This window comes from Actinoplanes sp. NPDC049681 (assembly GCF_044465265.1).
GTDB lineage: Bacteria > Actinomycetota > Actinomycetes > Mycobacteriales > Micromonosporaceae > Actinoplanes.
Window position 1 is genome coordinate 943,543 of the sequence record NZ_JBITLP010000002.1, and the last position, 18,692, is coordinate 962,234.

The 18,692-nt window shown below is 71.2% G+C and carries 14 protein-coding genes and 1 tRNA gene; 7 read left to right on the plus strand and 8 right to left on the minus strand.

Going from position 1 to position 18,692, the window contains the following annotated elements:
* Window positions 1-73: 73 nt before the first annotated feature.
* Window positions 74-1,504 (plus strand): alpha/beta hydrolase family protein, encoded by a 1,431-nt coding sequence (locus ACIBO8_RS09785; RefSeq protein WP_396114709.1) that lies wholly within the window; start codon window positions 74-76, stop codon window positions 1,502-1,504.
* Window positions 1,505-1,635: 131 nt separating this feature from the next.
* Window positions 1,636-2,286, plus strand: a complete 651-nt coding sequence (locus tag ACIBO8_RS09790) for an adenylate kinase (RefSeq protein WP_396114710.1) — start codon at window positions 1,636-1,638, stop codon at window positions 2,284-2,286.
* A gap of 9 nt (window positions 2,287-2,295) precedes the next feature.
* On the opposite strand, the gene ACIBO8_RS09795 is transcribed toward ACIBO8_RS09790, so the two are convergent.
* Entirely contained in the window at window positions 2,296-3,387 is a 1,092-nt protein-coding gene (locus ACIBO8_RS09795; RefSeq protein WP_396114711.1) for a M24 family metallopeptidase, read from the minus strand.
* Between the two features lie 57 nt (window positions 3,388-3,444).
* Between ACIBO8_RS09795 and ACIBO8_RS09800 the strand changes: the two genes are divergently transcribed.
* Entirely contained in the window at window positions 3,445-3,999 is a 555-nt protein-coding gene (locus tag ACIBO8_RS09800) for a hemerythrin domain-containing protein (protein WP_396114712.1), read from the plus strand.
* 4 nt (window positions 4,000-4,003) lie between these two features.
* Here the strand turns inward: ACIBO8_RS09800 and ACIBO8_RS09805 are convergent, their stop codons facing one another.
* The 3 genes from ACIBO8_RS09805 to ACIBO8_RS09815 form a co-directional block, all read right to left on the minus strand.
* The gene (locus ACIBO8_RS09805; RefSeq protein WP_396114713.1) at window positions 4,004-4,927 is read right to left on the minus strand and encodes an alpha/beta hydrolase family protein; all 924 of its coding nucleotides are present in this window, start codon (window positions 4,925-4,927) and stop codon (window positions 4,004-4,006) included.
* Between the two features lie 76 nt (window positions 4,928-5,003).
* Window positions 5,004-6,770, minus strand: coding sequence for a cytochrome c oxidase subunit I (ctaD, locus tag ACIBO8_RS09810; protein ID WP_396114714.1), 1,767 nt, complete (start codon window positions 6,768-6,770; stop codon window positions 5,004-5,006).
* A gap of 81 nt (window positions 6,771-6,851) precedes the next feature.
* On the minus strand, window positions 6,852-7,355 hold the full coding sequence (locus tag ACIBO8_RS09815) for a GNAT family N-acetyltransferase (RefSeq protein ID WP_396114715.1): 504 nt from the start codon (window positions 7,353-7,355) through the stop codon (window positions 6,852-6,854).
* 88 nt (window positions 7,356-7,443) lie between these two features.
* Between ACIBO8_RS09815 and ACIBO8_RS09820 the strand changes: the two genes are divergently transcribed.
* Window positions 7,444-10,239, plus strand: a complete 2,796-nt coding sequence (locus ACIBO8_RS09820) for a TIR domain-containing protein (RefSeq protein ID WP_396114716.1) — start codon at window positions 7,444-7,446, stop codon at window positions 10,237-10,239.
* 42 nt (window positions 10,240-10,281) lie between these two features.
* Window positions 10,282-11,724, plus strand: a complete 1,443-nt coding sequence (locus ACIBO8_RS09825) for an alpha/beta hydrolase (protein ID WP_396114717.1) — start codon at window positions 10,282-10,284, stop codon at window positions 11,722-11,724.
* A gap of 1 nt (window position 11,725) precedes the next feature.
* On the opposite strand, the gene ACIBO8_RS09830 is transcribed toward ACIBO8_RS09825, so the two are convergent.
* Window positions 11,726-12,736, minus strand: coding sequence for an LD-carboxypeptidase (locus ACIBO8_RS09830; protein WP_396114718.1), 1,011 nt, complete (start codon window positions 12,734-12,736; stop codon window positions 11,726-11,728).
* Window positions 12,737-12,923: 187 nt separating this feature from the next.
* Here ACIBO8_RS09830 and ACIBO8_RS09835 point away from each other — a divergent pair, with 187 nt between their 5' ends.
* On the plus strand, window positions 12,924-13,382 hold the full coding sequence (locus tag ACIBO8_RS09835; protein ID WP_396114719.1) for an Hsp20/alpha crystallin family protein: 459 nt from the start codon (window positions 12,924-12,926) through the stop codon (window positions 13,380-13,382).
* A 52-nt stretch (window positions 13,383-13,434) separates the two neighbouring features.
* Here the strand turns inward: ACIBO8_RS09835 and ACIBO8_RS09840 are convergent, their stop codons facing one another.
* Window positions 13,435-14,385 (minus strand): alpha/beta hydrolase, encoded by a 951-nt coding sequence (locus ACIBO8_RS09840; RefSeq protein ID WP_396114720.1) that lies wholly within the window; start codon window positions 14,383-14,385, stop codon window positions 13,435-13,437.
* Between the two features lie 9 nt (window positions 14,386-14,394).
* On the minus strand, window positions 14,395-16,281 hold the full coding sequence (locus ACIBO8_RS09845) for a flavin-containing monooxygenase (RefSeq protein WP_396114721.1): 1,887 nt from the start codon (window positions 16,279-16,281) through the stop codon (window positions 14,395-14,397).
* Window positions 16,282-16,509: 228 nt separating this feature from the next.
* On the opposite strand from ACIBO8_RS09845, the gene ACIBO8_RS09850 reads away from it, so the two are divergent.
* Window positions 16,510-16,593, plus strand: a tRNA-Leu gene (locus ACIBO8_RS09850).
* Here the strand turns inward: ACIBO8_RS09850 and ACIBO8_RS09855 are convergent.
* Complete coding sequence (locus ACIBO8_RS09855) at window positions 16,549-18,342, minus strand: recombinase family protein (RefSeq protein ID WP_396114766.1); 1,794 nt, start codon at window positions 18,340-18,342, stop codon at window positions 16,549-16,551. The two genes, ACIBO8_RS09850 and ACIBO8_RS09855, sit on opposite strands and share 45 nt — an antisense overlap.
* Window positions 18,343-18,692: the final 350 nt, after the last annotated feature.

The window sequence follows — 18,692 nt, forward strand, 5'->3', positions numbered from 1 at the left end:
GGGCAACCGGGCACGGCGGCGCGCCCTTGACAGTCACCGGTACGCGTCATTGGATGTTACCCGGAGGTAGCCCGTGGTTACGTACCGGAAACACTTCGTGGCAGTGCTCGCCGTCGCCGTAGTCTGCGCGACCGCGCTCGTCGCCCCGCCGGCTACCGCGGCGCCCGCCGCCTGCGCCGCGCCCGTCCCCAGCACCACCCAACCCGGCTACCTCGTGGCCGACCCGGCGTGCGACCTCGACGGCACCCCGTTCCGGGCGCTCACCGACGCCTCGGGGACGCCGATCGCACGGGTGCTCACCGGCATCCGGGCCGGTGCGGCGTACCGGATCGAAGTGCCCCTGCACTGGAACGGCGAGCTGGTCGTCTACGCGCACGGGTACCGCGGCAGCGACACCACCGTCTATGTGGACGATCCCGCTCTGCGGGCCCATTACGTGGCTCAGGGCTTCGCCTGGGCGGCCTCCAGTTACAGCACCAACGGCTACGACGTAGGGCAGGGCGTGCGGGACTCGTACGCCCTCATCGACGTCTTCCGCCAGGTCACCGGCTCGGCCGCGAGAGCCGTATACATGACCGGCGCCTCGATGGGCGGCCACGTGACCGCCGTGGCCATCGAGAAGCACCCGCGCGCGTTCGTGGGCGCGATGCCGTACTGCGGTGTGCTGGGCGACACGGAGCTCTTCGACTACTTCCTCGACGCCAACGTCACCGCCGCCGCGCTGACCGGTGTGGACGTCGACTTCCCACTGACGCCGCCCGCCGACTACCAGGACACATGGCGTGCCCAGGTGGCCGCCGTCCTGCCGCAGCTGGGCGTCACCGCCGGCGCGCCGCCCGTCCTGACCGCCGCCGGGCACACCTGGTCGGACGTCGTGGAGCGGCGCAGCGGCGGCGAGCGTCCCGGCTTCGACGGCTCGTTCGCGTACTGGAACGCGGCCCGCTCCCTCGCGCCGCTCGACGACCTGCCGTTCCTGTTCGGCATCTACCCCGGCCTGACCGGGGGCACCGGCGGGATCGCCGACGGCAACGTCACGGACAACCGGTTCACCCTCTACCGCAGCACGGACCGGCGATGGCCCACCGCCGCGGAGTGGCGGCTCAACGCCGACGTCCTTCGCGTACGCCGTACCGCCGGGCCCTCCCGCGGCCTCGACGGCATCCCGCGCGTCCACGGCCGGCCGCCCGTGCCGGTGCTGTCCCTGCACGACATCGGCGACCTGTTCGTACCGTTCTCCATGGAGCAGGTGTACGCCCGCCGCGCCGCCCTGCACGGCCGGTCCGGCCTGTTCGTGTCCCGCGCGATCCGCGGTGTCGGGCACTGCGACTTCACCCCTGCCGAGCTGGAGCGGGCCTTCGACGACCTGGTGGGCTGGGTACGCCACGGCACCCGCCCCGGCGGGGACGCGATCCTCGACCGCCGTACGGTCGCCGCACCGGAGTTCGGCTGCCGGTGGACGGTCGGTGTCCGCTCCACCTTCACCGCCCCGCCCTGCCCGGCCTGAGGAGCCACCGGCATGCCGCCCGAGCCGGCCGCCGCCGTCCGACACCACGCGGCGCGGCGGCGGTGATGGACTTCCGCTGCCTGGGATGTCAGTCTGATCGCGATGGCATGGTCACCGGAGAGGGCTGCTGGATGCGGGTCTTGATGGTTGCGCCGCCCGGGGCGGGCAAGGGCACCCAGGGGGCGGTGATCGCCGCCCATTTCGACATCCCGCACATCGCCACCGGCGACCTGCTGCGCGACCACGTCGCCCGGCAGACCCCGCTCGGCCGGGCGGTCCGCGACCACCTGGACCGCGGCGACCTGGTGCCGGACGAGATCGTGCTGGACATGGTGCGCGATGCCCTGGTCGCGGCCAAGGCGGCCGGCACCGGCTACGTCCTGGACGGCATGCCGCGCAACATCACCCAGGCCCGGACGCTGTACCAGGTCGGGAAGTCCCTGAACATGACGGCCGACGTGGCGCTGCACCTCAAGGCGGACGACGGCGAGCTCATCCGCCGGCTGCTCGCCCGCGCCGCCCTGGAGCACCGCACCGACGACACCGAGGACGTGATCCGGCGCCGCCTCGCGCTGTACCACGAGGTGACCCACCCCATCGTCACCTGGTACGCCGAACGCGGCATCCTGGTGTCCGTCGACGCCATGCAACCCGTCGGACGGGTCGGCCGCCAGATCCTCACCGCGCTCGAGGCCATGCGTCCGCTGCTGGACCACGTGCCCGAGAGCGCCCGCCGGCCGATCGACCTCACCGGCCTGGGGGCGGCGTTCGGCAATCCCTGACCGGACGGGTCAGAGATGGACCAGGTCGGTGCCGGTCGTGTTGAGACGCCGGACCCCGTCCGCGGTGCAGACGACGATGTCCTCGATCCGGGCCCCGTGGCGCCCGGCCAGGTAGATGCCGGGTTCGACGGAGAACGCCATCCCCTCGCACAGCGGTTCGGTGTTGCCGGCGACGATGTACGGGTCCTCGTGGGTGTCCAGCCCGATGCCGTGCCCGGTGCGGTGCAGGAACGCCTCGCCGTACCCGGCGGCGGTGATCGGTTCCCGTGCCGCCGCGTCGACCGCCTCGGCCGGCACTCCGGGCGCCACGGCCGCCACCGACGCCCGCTGGGCGGCCTGCAGGACCGCGTAGTACTCGGCGAAATCCGGGGGTGCGGCCGGGCCGAGCACGTACGTACGCGTGCAGTCGGAGCAGTATCCGCTCGGCATCGTCCCGCCGATGTCGACGACCACCGGGTCGCCGGCCTCGAGCACCCGTGCGCCGCTGCTGTGGTGGGGGCTGGCGGCGTTCGGGCCGCCCGCCACGATGACGAAGTCCGTACGCGCATGGCCGGCGTCGCGGATCGCGGTGGCGATGTCGGCGGCGACCTCCGCCTCGGTGCGTCCCGGCCGTAGCCAGCGGTGCATCTGCCGGTGCACGTCGTCGATGGCGGCGCCGGCCTCGGCGAGCGCGGCGACCTCGGCCGGCGACTTGATCGCGCGCAACCGGCCGAGCACCGGCGCCGCCCGCTCCCAGCGTGTCCCGGGCAGCCGTTCCTGCAGGGGGAGCAGGTGCGCCGCCGGCATCACGTCCACCACGCCGACGCGGCCCTCCGGCGGCAGGAGATCGGCGAGCAGACCGTACGGGTCGGCGCCGTCCGGATAGTCGGCCAGCCGTACGCCGGGAGCGGCCGCCGAGGCCGCCGCGCGCTCCAGCCGCGGGACGATCAGCGTGGCCGCACCGTCGGCCGGCAGGACCAGACAGGTCAGCCGTTCCAGCGGCATCGCGTCGTAGCCGGCGAGGTGGCGCAGGTCGGACCCGGGCGTGACGAGCAGGGCCGCCCAGCCCCGCCCGGCGGCGGCCCGGCGTGCGTCTTCCTGCCGGCGCTGCGTTTCCTGCATGAGCCCACGGTATCCGGGGTAGTCGGCTGCTGTTCTCACCCCGCCTCAGGAGGTTTCATGACCAGCCAAGACGTGATCGACGTCCTCACCAGCGACCACCGCGACGTCACCGCCCTGATCGGCGAGATCTGGACGATCAAGGACCCGATGATCCGGCGCGACCTCACCGACACGGCCATCAGCGAGCTGGTGCGCCACGCCGTCGCCGAGGAGATGTACGTCTACCCGGCCATGCGCAAGCACCTGCCCGACGGCGACAAGGCGGTCGAGCACGACATCGAGGAGCACAAGGAACTCGAGCAGGCGATGAAGAAGCTCGAGGACCTCGATGTCAGCGGCCCCGAGTTCGAGGAGGCGCTGCGCTCGCTCGAGACCATTCTGGCCGACCACGTGCAGGACGAGGAGTCGGAGCAGTTCCCCGAGCTGCGCCGCCGCATCCCCGAGGACGAGCTGATCGAGCTCGCCGGCAAGGTGGAGACGGCGAAGAAGCTCGCGCCCACCCGCCCGCACCCCGGCGCCCCCAACAGCGAGCTGTTCCACAAGCTGGTGGGCCCCGGCGTCGGGCTGGTCGACCGGCTCAAGGACAAGCTGACCGGTCGCGCCACCCGCTGAGGGCCTACCTGGACTCGACCCGCCCGAGCGGGTCGGGTCCGGCCGTCAGCGCGTCGGCCTCGGTCTTCCAGGCCGGGTCCCCGGGATGAAGCTCGCTCCACAGGTATGCCCGGGTGAGGCGCTGCACCGCGGCCACCCGCGCCGGATTCTCGTCCGTGGTCTCGGCGACGTCGTACCCGGAGATCCCGCCGAGCCCGTGCTCCGCGCCGAAGAGCGTGAGCAGCGACTTGGGGCCGGGGGAGAGGTGGTACGGGTCGGTGTGCCACTGCGCGCCCCGCACTGTCAGGTGGGCGGAGGTGTCCCTGTCCCCGGCGACGACGAGCGTGGGTGTCGTCATCGCGGAGAAGTCGGTGCTCGTGAAGAACGGGTAGTTCGTGGCCGTGGCTTCGGTGAGGGCGTCGCCGCCGCGGCCGGGCGCGGCGAGCAGTACGCCGGCCTTGATCCGCGGGTCGGCCAGGTTCACCTCGGTGCCGTCGTGCGGATCCGTGAGCCGGGCGCCTAGCAGCAGGCTCGTGGTGTGCCCGCCCATCGAGTGCCCGGCCGCCGCGACCTTCGCCGGGTCCAGCCGTCCGCGCAGCGCCGGTACGGCGGCTTCGACCGCGTCGAGCTGATCGAGGATGCGGCTCATGTCCTGGGCCCGCGAGCGCCAGTACAGCGGCGCCTCGGGGTCGCCGGGGCGGAGCGTGAGCGTTCTCGAGTCCAGGTGGGTCGGCTGGATCACCGCGAAGCCGTGCGCCGCCCAGTAGTTCGCGAGCGGGGCGTAGCCGTTCAGCGACGAGAGATGGTGCGACGGCCCGTGGCCGTGCGACAGCAGGATGATCGGCAATGCGCCGCCGGTCACGGGTGCGGAGACCCGGACCTGCAATGCCACGGTACGGCCGGGAGCCGGCAGCGTCACGGGGCTGACGGAGAGGACGGGGGTGGCCATGGGTACGCCTCCAGACAAGCGGAACGTCGTTCCGAAAGCATATGGAGCGACGTTCCGCTTCGTCAAGCGGGGCGCATCAGTGGCTGTCCGAGCGATCCTCCTGGTAGCTGGCACCGGTGTCCGACTCGCTGCTCAGCGGGCGGGCGCCGCCCTCCGGCGGCCCCGCTTCCGACTGCTCCCCGGCGGCGAGCTCGGGGAACTTCGCGTCGAAGGCGGGGCGCTCCGAGCGGATGCGCGGCATGCGGTCGAAGTTGCGCAGCGGCGGCGGCGAGGAGGTCGCCCACTCCAGCGAGTTGCCGTGGCCCCAAGGATCGTCCACCGTGACCAGAGCGCCGGCCCGGTACGACTTCCACACGTTGTAAATGAACGGCAGCGTCGCGGCGCCCAGGACGAACGAGCCGATCGTGGAGAACGTGTTGAGGAACGTGAAGCCGTCGCTCGGCAGGTAGTCGGCGTACCGGCGGGGCATGCCCTCCGCGCCGAGCCAGTGCTGCACCAGGAACGTCGCGTGGAAGCCGATGAAGGTCAGCCAGAAATGGACCTTGCCGAGGCGGTCGTCGAGCATCCGGCCGAACATCTTCGGGAACCAGAAGTAGATCCCGGAGAAGACGGCGAACACGATCGTCCCGAACAGGACGTAGTGGAAGTGCGCAACGACGAAATAGCTGTCGGTGACGTGGAAGTCGATGGGCGGCGAGGCGAGCAGCACCCCGGTCAGGCCGCCGAGCAGGAACGTCACCATGAAACCCAGCGCGAACATCATCGGTGTCTCGAAGCTGATCTGACCGCGCCACATCGTGCCGATCCACACGAAGAACTTCATGCCGGTCGGCACGGCGATCAGGAAGCTCAGGAAGCTGAAGAACGGCAGCAGCACCTGGCCGGTGGCGAACATGTGGTGCGCCCAGACGCTGAACGACAGCATCGCGATGAGCAGGGTGGCGCCGACCAGGCCCTTGTAGCCGAACAGCGGCTTGCGGCTGAAGACCGGGATGACCTCGGTGATGATGCCGAAGAACGGCAGGGCCACGACGTACACCTCGGGGTGGCCGAAGAACCAGAAGAGGTGCTGCCACAGCATCGGGCCGGCGGTGTTCACGTTGAAGACCTGCGCGTCGAGGATGCGATCGGCGGCGAGGGCGAACAGCGCCGCGGCCAGGAACGGGAAGATGGCGATCACCAGCAGACTGGTGATCAGGATGTTCCAGGTGAAGATCGGCATCCGGAACATCGTCATGCCGGGTGCGCGCAGGGTCAGGATCGTGGTGATCATGTTGACGCCACCGAGGATCGTGCCCAGGCCCGACAGGGCCAGGCCGACCACCCACATGTTGCCGCCGACGCCGGGGGAGTTCGTGGCGTCGCTCAGCGGCGTGTACGCCGTCCAGCCGAAGTCCGCGGCACCCCCGGGCAGCGCGAAGCCGCCGATCGCGATGAGCCCGCCGAAGAGGTACAGCCAGTACGCGAACGCGTTGAGCCGCGGGAACGACACGTCGGGCGCGCCGATCTGCAGCGGGACGACGAAGTTGGCGAAGGCGAACACGATCGGCGTCGCGAACAGCAGCAGCATGATCGTGCCGTGCATGGTGAACAGCTGGTTGTACTGCTCCGCCGACAGGAACTGCATGCCGGGCCGGGCCAGCTCGGCGCGCATGAGCAGGGCCATGAAGCCGCCCACCACGAAGAAGCCGAACGACGTGATCATGTACATGATCCCGATCTGCTTCGCGTCCGTGGTGCGCAGCGTGCGGCCCAGCGCGGTGCCCCGTATCTGGCGTCGTACCGGCCAGGGGCGGCTGACGACCGGCTGCGGTGCGGCGGGCCGCGGGACGATCGTGGTCATGGCGCCCTCCCGTCGGATCGGGTAGAAGTCGACCAATGCCCCGACGCTACGCCGACGGGCCGTTGATCGACAGCGGTCTCCTCACACGACCGCCGAGCGGCGTTCGATGAGGAGCACGTCGCGCCAGACGCCGTGATGGTGGCCGATCCGTTCCCGGACGCCGATCTCGCGGAACCCGCACCGCCGGTGCAGCGCCAGGCTGGCGGCGTTCTCGGGGAAGACGCCCGACTGGATCGTCCAGATCCCGGCCCGCTCGGTGGAGCCGATCAGCGTCTCGAGCAGCGTACGGCCGATGCCCCGGCCGCCGAACCGCGGATCGACGTAGACGGAATGCTCGACCACACCGGCGTAGGCGGCGCGCGTGGACACCCGCGAGCAGGCGACCCAGCCGGCCACCTCGCCGCCGTCCAGGGCCGCGAACCTGTGCTCCGGCAGCCGCGCCGCGTCGAACTCCTCCCACGACGGCGGTTCCGTCTCGAACGTCGCGTTGCCCGTGGCGATGCCCGCGGCGTAGACCGTCAGGACCCCGTTTGCGTGAGCCGGTGTCATCGGAACGACCTCGAGCCGGTCGGCATGCAATGTCATCGTGAAACCTTTTCGGGTGAAAGGTGCTGTGCGTCCGCTAGTCGACACCAGCATGGTGATCATCGGGTGGTACCGGTGCAATCCCCGGATGCTCCGTCACGCCGTCAAGAATCCGCCCTCGCCGCCGCGTTACGACGCCTTCATCTCGTACAGCCGCGCGGCCGACGGACAACTGGCGCCGAACCTCCAGCGTGAACTGCAGGTCTTCGCCAAGCCGTGGAACCGCCGCCGCATGCTCGCCGTGTTCCGGGACGCGGACAGCCTCTCGGCCAACCCGGGACTGTGGACGGCGATCGAGTCGGCGCTGAGCCAGGCCCGGTATTTCGTCCTGCTGGCGTCGCCCGGCTCGGCCGCGTCGCCGTGGGTACGCCGGGAGGTCGCGTGGTGGCTGGAGCACCGTACGCCGCAGCGGATCCTCATCGTCCTCACCGAGGGCGAGCTGGTCTGGCGGGGGAGCGGCTTCCACCCGGCGTCGTCCGCGCTGCCGCCCGAGCTGCGGCTGGCGTTCGACGAGGAACCCCGCTGGATCGACGCCCGCTGGGCCCGGCACGAGAGCCAGGTGACGCCCCGCGACCCCCGCTTCCGCGAGCTGACGGCGGACGTCGCCGCGCCGCTGCACGGCAGGTCCAAGGACGATCTCATCGGCGAGGACGTCCGCCAGCACCGGCGCACCAAGCGCATCGCAAGGACGGCTATCGCGTCGCTCGCCACGCTGCTGTGCGCCTCGGGTACGGCGGCCGTCATCGCGTACCGGCAGAGCGTCGTGGCCACGCAGCAGGAGCGGCTCGCGGTGTCCCGGCAGATCGCCGCCACCAGCGTCCAGCAGGCGCCGCGGCGCTTGGACAAGGCGTTGCTGCTCGCCGTCGCGGCGTACCGGGCGCAGCCCACACCGCAGAGCCGGGCGGCCCTGCTCGAGGTGTCCTCCGCCAGCCCCGCCCTGGTCCGGTTCCTGCACCACGACGCCGACGTGACGGCCGGCGCGGTGACTCCGGACGGCGCCTCCGTCGTCACCGGTACGCAGGCCGGAGTGGTCACCGTGTGGCCCACCCGGCCGGGTCCGGCCCGCGTCCTGCTGCGGGGGCGCGCGGCCGTGACGGCGGTGGCCTGGTCGTCCGACGGCAAGAAGATCGCGGTCGGCGACAGCAGCGGCGCCGTGGCCCTCTACGAGACGGCCGGGGGCCGCCGCCGGCAGACGGCGAGCGTACGGGGCCCGGTGGCGGACGTCGCGATCTCGCCGGACGGCCGGTGGGCGGCCGCAGCCGGCGCTGAAGCGGTCGCGGTGCTCGACCTCAAGAAGGGCGGCGTCCGTTCGCTGACCGTGCAGGGTTCGCGGCCGGTCGTGGGCTTCACCGCGGACAGCGAACGGATCCGCGTCGGCAGCGCGCGCGAGCAGGACTCGTCCGTCGTGACTCGATCCTGGAGGTTGCCCGCGCTGGCGCCCGCCGGGCAGCCGGTGGCCATGCAAGTCCCGGCCAGCCGCTATTCCGCGGCGCACTCGCCAGACCGCGGATACTTCGGCTTCTTCAAGATGGGCGACACCACCGTCTACCGGGCCGGCTCCGACAAGCAGCTCGGGTTTCCGGGCGTCGATCGGACCCAGGCCGACAACTTCGCCGTCTCCACGGACGGCCACCGGGTGGCGATCGCGCAGTCCGGCGTGATCACCATCGCGCAACGCGGCACCGACGCGCCGGCTCCCCGCCGGCTGACCGGCGGCCCGACCGGGTCGGCCCTGCTGCGCTTCAGCCCGGACGGCAACGTGCTGCTCAGCGGCGCGGGCACCGACGTGGCCGTCTTCGACCTGCGGCAGCAGTCCCGGCTGGGGCAGATCGTCGGTCCCGACGTGCCCGACCCCAACGAGGCCGGCATCCCGCCGGCGATGGCGGTGCGGCCGGACGGCCGGCAGGTCGCCTGGGTGCAGGGCGGCGCCGGCGACCCGACCGCGCGGCTGCGGATCTGGGACAGCGGCGAGCGCCGGCTGATCGCCGACACGCCGATCGCCGGCGACGTGTCCGCGCTCGCGTACAGCCGGGACGGCCGGACCCTCGCCGCCGCCGGCAGCCCGGGGGTCGCGCTGTTCGACACCTCCGGCACGCACCTGGCCGCCCCGCGCGTGCTGCGGCTCGACCCGCCGGTGGGCAACGTCGCGGGCGTGGCGCTGAGCCCCGACGCCGCTTCGATCGTCGTGGCGGCGCCCTCGTACGACTACAAGCAGCTCGAGATACGCCGGCTGCGCACCGCGGACGGGAGCGCCGAGGGAACCGAGCGGCAGGAGATCGGCGGCGAGCTGAGTTTCCTGCTCTCGCCGGCCGGTGACGCCCTGATCGAGCAGCGGAACGACCGCAGCCTCGTCCGCGTGGACACCACGACCGGGGCCCGGAAGACGCTCACCGGTCCGTTGCCCGCCGACGGGCCGATCCCCGTCTTCTCCACGGAGGGGGACGTGCTGACGTACGCCGCCGGGCTCGGGACGGCCACGGTACGCAGCACGGGCGACGACCACGAGATCCGCCACCTCGACGGGGTCGGGGCGCTGGTGACCGCCGACGCGCGGTCCGGCCTGGCCGCGAGCCTGGACATGAACGGCACGCTGGGCCTGCTGGACCTGGCCACCGGCCGGCGTCTGGGCGAGGCCCCGCTGCAGAACCCGGGGCAGGCGGAGCGGGGCGACACGGCGTACCAGACGGCCATGGCCTTCGTCCCGGGCAAGGCGGTGCTCTACTCGGTGACGATCGGCGGCGACGCGATCCGCTGGGACTTCGGCGACGAGACGCTGCTCGCCCAGGCCTGCGCGGTGGCGGGCCGCGACCTGACCGAGGCGGAATGGCGCACCGACATCGGCAGTGAGCCGCCCGCGGACCTGTCCTGCCGCTCCGGCGCGTGATGACCGGGCAGGCCCTGGCGGCCGGCCGGTACGGTGCTGCGCATGCCGACCCGCGCCCGTCCCGTCCTGCGGGTCACGGCCCTCGTCGCCGGCGTGCTGCTGCTCGCGGCGGGCGCGCTGCTCGGCGCGTACGCCGGGCACGGCCTGGTCTCGGCGGAGGTGACCGTGGACGGCGTACCGGTCGAGACGGTCAGGCCGGCCGGCGCCGGGTCCGGGCGTCCCGCGGTCGTGGTCGCGCACGGGTTCGCCGGCTCCGGACGGCTGATGCGGCCGTTCGCCGACACGCTTGCGCGGCGGGGCTACGTGGTGGCCCTGCCCGACCTGGCCGGGCACGCCGCGAACACCCGGCCGCTCACCGGGCAGGACGAGGTCGACCGTGACCTCGCCGCGGTCATCCGCTACGTGCGGGCGCGGCCCGACGTCGATCCCGGCCGGGTGGTGCTGGTCGGCCACTCGATGGGCGCGGCCGCGGTGGTCCGGGCCGGATCCCGCGACCAGCGCATCGCCGCCACGGTCGCGATATCGCTCGGGGACAGCGCCGCCCTCACCCCGCCGGGCCCGCGCCGCCTGCTGCTCGTGGTCGGCGAGCTCGAGCCGGCGGGCATCCGGTCCGCCACGGAGTCGGCCGCCACCGGCGGGAGCCGGATCGTGCGCGTACCGCTCGTCGAACACGTCGGGGTGCTGTACGCCGACCGTACCCATCATGAGACGGCCCGGTGGCTCGACGACGCGGTGGGTAACCGGCCGGAGCGGCCGGTCATCGCCGCGAAGCAGCGGGTGGCCGCGGGCGGCCTGATCCTCATGGGATCGTTGCTGCTGCTGGTGGCGGCGGCCGCGCTGAGGCCCCGCCCCCGGGCGGTCCGCCCGGCGCTGCCCACCCGCGAGGCGGCCCGATGGACCGCCGGGGCCGTGGCGCTCGCACCGCTCGCAGGGCTGGCCGGGGGAGCGCTGCTGTACCTGACGCTGCGGGCCACGGTCTGCGGATACCTCATCGGCTACCTCGGCGGCGCCGGGGTTGCCCTCGCGGTCGCGGCGGCGATGAGACATCGCGGCGCGCGTGTCCGCCCGCCGTCGTGGCGGGGCGTGGCCGCGGCGTCCGCCTTCGCCGTGGCATGTCTCGCGATCGTCGTGCTGCCGATCCACGTCGGCCTCACCTCGGCGGTGCCGTACGGACCGCACCGGTGGCTGGTGGCGCTGCTCACGCTCGCCACAGCGGTCCTGCTGGCCTCGGCGCACGCCCTCGCCGGTCCGCCGTGGAGCGCGGGCGTGCTGGCGGCGGTGCTCGTGCCGGTGCCGGTGGCCGCCGCCGTCGGCCTCGCGCCGGGATTCCTCGCCCTCGTGGCGCCGCTGATCGCCGGCCTGCTCGGGGTGCACCTCCTGGTGGCCGGTCTCGCGTGGCGAGCCGGTACGCCGTGGTGGCGTACCGTCGCGGCCGGCGCACTGATGATCGCCTGGCCCGTCGCCACCGCCCTGCCGATCGCCTGAGTCAGCGGACCCCGGCCCGTACGGTCAGCGTCCCCGCGGCGGTGTCGATGGTCGCCGTGGTGCCCAGCGGCACCGTCAGCTGCCCGGTGCCGTGCCCCACCCGCAGCCCGCCCAGCACCGGCACGCCCAGGTCACCGACGCGGTCCTGCACCGCCTGCGCCGCCGTCCACTGTCCCGTACCGCCGGCCGCGTTGGTGAACTGGCCGATCGCGATCCCCGCCACCCGCTCGAGGATCCCCGCGCGGCGCAGCTGGGTGAGCATCCGGTCGTAGCTGTACGGGCCCTCGTCGGTGTCCTCGAACACCAGGATCGCGCCGCGCAGGTCCGGCAGGTCGCCGGTGCCCAGACTGGTCTGCAGCATGGTGAGGTTGCCGCCGAGCAGGGTGCCGGTCGCCGTGCCGGGCACCTCGACGGCCGCGCTGGGCTCGGCCGGGTCGCGGGTCAGCACGATCGGCGCGGTGGTCATGATCGCCGCGCGCAGGGACTCGATCTCCACCGGGCCGGTACGCGAGTCCGTCCAGTTGACCATCGGCCCGTAGAAGCCGACCAGCCGGGCGCCGCGCCACAGCCGGCCGATCAGCGCGGTGAGGTCGCTGAAGCCGACGAACACCCGCGGGTCACGGCGTACGGCCGCCAGGTCGAGGCCGTCGAGGATGCGCTGGGTGCCGTAACCGCCGCGGGCCGCGAAGACGCCCCGGACGCCCGGGTCACCGAACGCGGCGTTGAGGTCGGCGAGGCGGGCCTCGTCGGTGCCGGCGAGGTAGCCGTACCGGTCGTACAGGTGCTCGCCCGGCTCCACGACGAGGCCGAAGCTCTCCAGGATCTCGATGCCGCGGGCCAGGCGGGTGTCGGGTACGCCGGCCGGGGCGACGACCCGTACCCGATCCCCGGGCCGCAGCGCCGGCGGCCGGACCGCGACCCGCGGGCGGGAGGCCTGCGCGGGCGGTCCGGCGGCGAGCGAGCCGGCCCCGGCCACCGCGGCGCCGATGACCGTACGGCGGGTGAGCGTCATCCCCGGAGCCTCGCCGCGGGCCGGGCGGACGTCAACTTTTTTGGCCGGATCCGCTGGCACTCTGCCCGGAGGAGTGCTAAATAATGACGTGTCGCTGCCGCGTGCAGCGCCCTCGGCAGAATTGATCTTTAGCCGAGCGCCACGCGTCCGCCGGAGAGCCCGGCGGACGGTCGTCAAGGAGGTGTTCGTGGTGCTGACTTTCGATCCTTTCCGCGAATTCGACCGCCTCGCCGGTCAGATGTTCGGCACCGGTTCCGCTGTCGGCGGCGCCGCCACCCTGGCGATGCCGATGGACCTGTACCGGTCCGGTGAGCACTTCGTCCTGCACTGCGACCTGGCCGGCATCGACCCCGGTTCCGTGCAGGTGGACGTCGACGGCCGGGTGCTGACCATCCGGGCGGAACGCTCGGCGCGCACCGACGAAGAGGTGCAGTGGCTGCGCCGCGAGCGCGTCACCGGCACCTTCGAACGGCGCCTGACCCTCGGCGACGGCCTCGACCTCGACAAGATCGCGGCGACCTGGCAGGACGGTGTCCTGACCCTGACCATCCCGGTCGCCGAGGCCGCGAAGCCGCGCCGCATCGAGATCGCCACCGCCGGCGCCGAACAGCCCGTGATCGAGGCGACGGCCGCCACCGGATCCTGAACCCCTCGCACCGCGACGGCCGGGCGGGACCGTCCCCGCCCGGCCGCCGTCATCAGGCCAGGGCCCGCTTCAGGGCGTCGACCCGCAACGCCCACGTCCGCTGCGCCAGCGCCGCCTCCGGCGCGAACGTCTCGGCCGCGTGATAGCTCCCCGGGTGCACGTGCAGCTCGGTCGGCACCCCGGCCGCCATCAACCGCTGGGCGAACGCGATGTCCTCGTCACGGAACAGGTCCACGGTGCCCACGTCGATGAAGGCGGGCGGCAGCCCGGCCAGGTCCTCGGCACGGCTGGGCGCGGCGTACTGATCGGCCGGCTTGCCACCCAGATACCAGGCCCACGCCTCGATGTTGCCGTCCCGGTCCCAGATGCCGATGTCGGTGATCTCCCGGCTCGACGCCGTCTCGTTGCGGTCGTCGATCATCGGGTAGATCGGCATCATGAACCGCACCGCCGGCCCGCCCCGGTCCCGCGCCATCATCGCGGTCGCGATCGTCAGTCCACCCCCGGCGCTCCCGCCGTAGATCGCCAGCCGATCCGGGTCGATCCCCAGCTCGGCGGCGTGCGCGGCGGTCCACTGCAACCCCGCGTAACAATCCTCGGCCGGCGCGGGATGCGGGTGCTCCGGCGCAAGCCGGTATTCGACCGACACCACCACCGCGCCGACCTGATCGCAGAGCAGGGTCGCGGTCGGATCCTCCCCGGCGACGTCGCCGAGAATCATGCCGCCACCATGGATGAAATAGATGCCGGGCAGCGGCGTGGCGGCATCGCGCGGCCGATAGATCCGTACGGAGATGTCAGGCTCACCCTGCGGCCCCGGAACAGTGCGGTCCTCCTTGACCACATTCGGATTCTCGGGCACCTCGATGGCGCCCAGCATGGCCCCGACGGCGGCCCGGCGCTCGACGATGTCGGCGATGGCATTGAAGCCGCCGGGCATCGCTTCCAACAACTGATCCAACGGTACGCGGACCTCAGGGTCGATCAGTTCACGGCGGGACATGGCAACTCCTCACACACTCAATTCGAAACCCTCGTAGCCCTTCGCGGCGACCTCGTCGCACCGCTTGCGGTACTCGCCGACGCCTCCCGCGTACGGCATGAAGACCCGCGGCTTGCCCGGCACGTTGGCGCCCATGTACCAGGAATTCGCCTTCGGGTAGAGGGTGTGGCTCGCGATCTCGTTGACGTGCTCGACCCAGGCGTCCTGCGCCGCCAACGCCGGCTCGATGACCCGCAACCCCTGCTCATCCAGGTGCCGGATGGCATCCCTCACGAAGTCCACATGCTGCTCGATGGAAACCACCATGTTGGAAAGCACGGATGGACTGCCCGGCCCGGTGATCATGAACATGTTCGGGAATCCGGCCGTCCCGATCCCGAGATACGTCCGAGGCCCGGCGCTCCACGTCTCCTTGAGCGACAACCCGTCCCGCCCCCGGATGTCGACATTGGTGAGCGCCCCGGTCATCGCGTCGAACCCGGTGGCATAGACGATCGCGTCCACCTCGTACTCGTGATCGGAGGTCCTGATGCCCTTCTCCGTGATCCCGACCAGAGGCGTCCGCTGCAGATTCACCAGATGCACATGGGACCGGTTGTACGTCTCGTAGTACCCGGTATCGAGACAGGGCCGCTTCGTCCCGACCGGATACGCCGGGCAGAGATCCTCGGCCACCCGCGGATCGGCGACGATCGCATGAATCTTCCGATGGATCCACGACCGAGCGGTGTCGTTGGCAGCCTGATCGGTAGCCAGATCCTTGTACGCCGTGAGCAGATTGACCAGACTCCCGCTCTCCCACGCCACCTCGAACGTCGCATCCCGCTCGTCCTCGGACACCTCGAGCGCGGACCGCGTGGGCATCGGCACCGGCACCCCGAACCCGGACTCCCGCTGAGCCTGCCGGAACGTCGGATAGTTGGCCTTCATCTCCTTGACCTCGTCCTCGCGCAACGCCCGATTCCGCGCGGGCAACGAATACGCGGGCGTGCGCTGGAAGACGGTCAGCTCGGCGGCCTGCTCGGCGATGACGGGAATCGACTGAACCCCGGAAGACCCGGTCCCGATGACGGCCACCCGCATCCCCGTGAAGTCGACGCCCTCATGCGGCCAGTGCGCGGTGTGATAAGTGGCGCCCTTGAAGGAATCCAGGCCAGGAATCTCCGGCAACTTCGAAGCGGAGAGACAGCCGGTGGCCATGACGAGGAACCGCGCCGTGACGGCGTCCTGATGCTCCGTACGTACCAACCAGGTCTTGGAATCCTCGTCCCAGGCCGCACCGCTGACGCGGGTCCGGAAGACGATGTCCTTGCGAAGATCGAACCGATCAGCGACATGCTGCGCGTACCGAAGAATCTCGGGCTGAGTGGGATAGCGCTCCCGCCACTCGTAATCCTGCTGAAGCTCGTCATCGAACGAGTACGAGTAGGCGAGGCTCTCGACGTCCACGCGAGCGCCGGGATAGCGGTTCCAGTACCAGGTCCCGCCGACATCGGTCCCGGCCTCGAACACGACGGCGGAGAGGTGGTGGCGGCGGAGCTGGTGAAGCAGGTACATACCGGAGAACCCGGCGCCGACGATGACGACGTCGACGGAACGGTTTTCGGTCATGGGAGGTGCCTCCAAGAGTGACTGGTGGCGCTTGGGGCTTTGATCGGTCGCTTGCTCGCCCTTTCGCCGCGGCTTCGTGCCTTCCGGGCAGTGAGCGCCGCTGAAACGGCCCGCTGCCCCGGAATTGCTTGCTTTCGGCGTATCAGGGCTTTGGCTTCGCTCAGGCGACGGTGCCGAGCAGGGGAGGAAGGTGAGTCGGCCGGCACCGCCATGGCCCGGTGCGTCCGACCTCCAGCCCGCCGCCTCGGCCAGGGCTGCGAGCGGTGTAGGTGACCTGAGCCTCAATATAGGATGCATTCTAGACGCCGGTCAATGTCTCCCGCGCACAAAAGCGCAGGTCAAGATCGGTTAACCCGCACCCGTACGGCCCCACCTGCCCGTCCGCGACGCGCGGGGGAGGGCCCGATGCAACGTCGCCGCCGGGCCGTGTAAAGTTCTCTCCTGTGCGGCCCCCGGGGCACACCACACGCGGACGCCAACCGCGTGGCGGCCCGGGTTAGGCTGGACGAGCAGGTCCGGGTGGCGGAATGGCAGACGCGCTAGCTTGAGGTGCTAGTGCCCGTATAGGGCGTGGGGGTTCAAGTCCCCCCTCGGACACACATTAAGCACACGGCCGAGATCGTCAGAGACGAGCTCGGCCTTCAGCGTCTTCGGGCCTGGTTCATAGGTCATGCGCAGGCCGATGCGGCTGTACAGCTCCGCCTTGTCGCGTGGGTCCGCGTTGCGGAGGACGGTAAGCAAGCTTCCTAAGCCGTCGACCATGGTCGCGATCTGATCGTCATTGAGTCGCTGCGGCGGTGTCCCGCTCACCCGTAGCGCGGCCTCCGCGGTACCCCGAACGGTCGATGCCTCGCGGATCCAGCCGGCGATGAGCGCGGGGTCGCCTCCGGCGTCGAGCGCCGCCCGGTAGCGTCCGATCTTGGCGTCGCAGTCGGTGATCGTCCGGCGGAGTCGTCCGGTCTCGTCACTCGCCTGGTAGGCGGCCAGTTCGGCGCGGTGGTGGGCGTCGGCCAGGGCACGCAGGTTCGCGGCCAGCGTGCGCCCGTTCAGTTCCTGGCGGAGGAACCGGTCCACAGGATCGGCGATGGCGTCTTCGCGCAGGTAGAGCATGGGCGGGTGGGCGACCTCGTGTTGGCGCACGAAGTCGCGTGATGCCTTGCATCGGTAGTACAGCCGACCGTGGTTGAGGTTGCCGACCATGTGGCGTCCGCAGAGCCCGCAGTTGATGAGTCCGCGGAACAGGTAGGGGCGGGTGCTGCGGCGCGGCGTTCGGCCTTGCTCGCCGTTCGTTCCACGCACCTTGATGGTGGTCTGTGCCCGCTGGTAGAGGTCGGTCGTGATCAGCGGAGTGTGGGCCTTGGCGTTGGACCAGACCCACTCGCTTTCGTCGTTCCACCGATGCTTGTTCTCGTGGCCGAGGGCGATGTCTTCCACGTCGATCAGGACTTCGTCGGTGCGTTGCTTGTTCCAGACCTGGCGGCCGGTGTAGCGCGGATTGCGGAGAATCGCGCGGATGGCGGTCGTCTCCCAGACCTCGGTGTTGCGGTGCGGGTTGCGCGCTCGGTCGTAGGCGGACGGGCATGGGATGCCGTCATGGGTGAGCCCGCGTGCGATGGAGGTCATGCCTCGGCCTGCGGCGTACTCTTCGAAGATTCGGCGGACGACCGGAGCGGTCAGCGGATCGGGTTGTAGGCGGTGTAGGCGCTTGCCTTCGGCGGCCTTGCCGGGGTTCGGGTGCGGGCCGGCGTCAGCGAGCAGGTATCCGTATGGTGGGCGTCCGCCGAGGAAGCGGCCTTCCAGCTCGGTTTGCGCCTTCATTGCCGAGCGAACGCGGATCTTGATGCGGTTGCGTTCTCCTTTGCTCATGCCGCCGTAGAGCGCCATGACCAGATCGTGCGCATCCGAGCCGGGGTCGATGGCACCGCCGACCTCGGGCACCCAGAGGCCGACGCCGTAGTGCACGAATACCGGGAACGTCATGCCGAACTGGCTGCCATAGAAAGCGCGCTGCGGCTCGCCGATGACCACCGCATCAAAGTCGCGACGGGGGCTCTTGATCACGTCCAGCAGCCGTTGGGCCTCCGGTCGACGCTTCCAGGGCAACGACCGAGACAGGCCGATGTCGAAGAACTCGGCGACGATCTCGCCGCCGGCCGGCTCGATGAGGCTGCGAGCCCGGGAGAGCTGCCAGCCCTTCGATGCCTGCGGATCCTGCTGATCCTCGGTCGACACACGTCCATAGAAGGCGAACCTCATGCCTGCCGAGTCTTCCGGGCGTGGTCGATGATGCGCCACAGCACATCGTGGCTGCGCTCGCGGGGCGTGCATACCGGACTGAACATCCATCCCAGCGTCCTCGGCTCCGACCCGCGGTTCGCGCAGGCGCAGGAGATCGCCAAGGGCAAGCTGCAGAGGACCGGCTGCAACGGCGGACCGGACTGCTACGTGTTCGACTTCGGCGACCCCGACCAGCTGAAGGCGTACTTCTGGCTGCACGACGCGATGGGGACGAAGGACCTCGACTTCTGGTGGCTGGACTGGTGCTGCGACGCCGCCCGCTCCACCCTCGCCGGCGTCACCCCGGACTCGTGGATCAACAAACAGTACGCCGACAAGACCGGCTTCGCCTTCTCCCGGGCGTACGGGTCGCTGCAGGCCGGCGGCTACGGGGGTCCGAATCCCGTGCCGACCGGGCC

Excerpts from the sequence above, each read along its gene's own strand:
- ctaD (WP_396114714.1), bottom strand. The coding sequence starts at position 6,770 with ATGACCACGATCGTCCCGCGGCCCGCCGCACCGCAGCCGGTCGTCAGC.
- ACIBO8_RS09820 (WP_396114716.1), top strand. The coding sequence starts at position 7,444 with ATGCTCCGTCACGCCGTCAAGAATCCGCCCTCGCCGCCGCGTTACGAC.
- ACIBO8_RS09840 (WP_396114720.1), bottom strand. The coding sequence starts at position 14,385 with ATGTCCCGCCGTGAACTGATCGACCCTGAGGTCCGCGTACCGTTGGAT.
- ACIBO8_RS09795 (WP_396114711.1), bottom strand. The coding sequence starts at position 3,387 with ATGCAGGAAACGCAGCGCCGGCAGGAAGACGCACGCCGGGCCGCCGCC.
- ACIBO8_RS09825 (WP_396114717.1), top strand. The coding sequence starts at position 10,282 with ATGCCGACCCGCGCCCGTCCCGTCCTGCGGGTCACGGCCCTCGTCGCC.
- ACIBO8_RS09855 (WP_396114766.1), bottom strand. The coding sequence starts at position 18,342 with ATGGATGTTCAGTCCGGTATGCACGCCCCGCGAGCGCAGCCACGATGT.
- ACIBO8_RS09805 (WP_396114713.1), bottom strand. The coding sequence starts at position 4,927 with ATGGCCACCCCCGTCCTCTCCGTCAGCCCCGTGACGCTGCCGGCTCCC.
- ACIBO8_RS09790 (WP_396114710.1), top strand. The coding sequence starts at position 1,636 with ATGCGGGTCTTGATGGTTGCGCCGCCCGGGGCGGGCAAGGGCACCCAG.
- ACIBO8_RS09830 (WP_396114718.1), bottom strand. The coding sequence starts at position 12,736 with ATGACGCTCACCCGCCGTACGGTCATCGGCGCCGCGGTGGCCGGGGCC.
- ACIBO8_RS09800 (WP_396114712.1), top strand. The coding sequence starts at position 3,445 with ATGACCAGCCAAGACGTGATCGACGTCCTCACCAGCGACCACCGCGAC.
- ACIBO8_RS09815 (WP_396114715.1), bottom strand. The coding sequence starts at position 7,355 with ATGACATTGCATGCCGACCGGCTCGAGGTCGTTCCGATGACACCGGCT.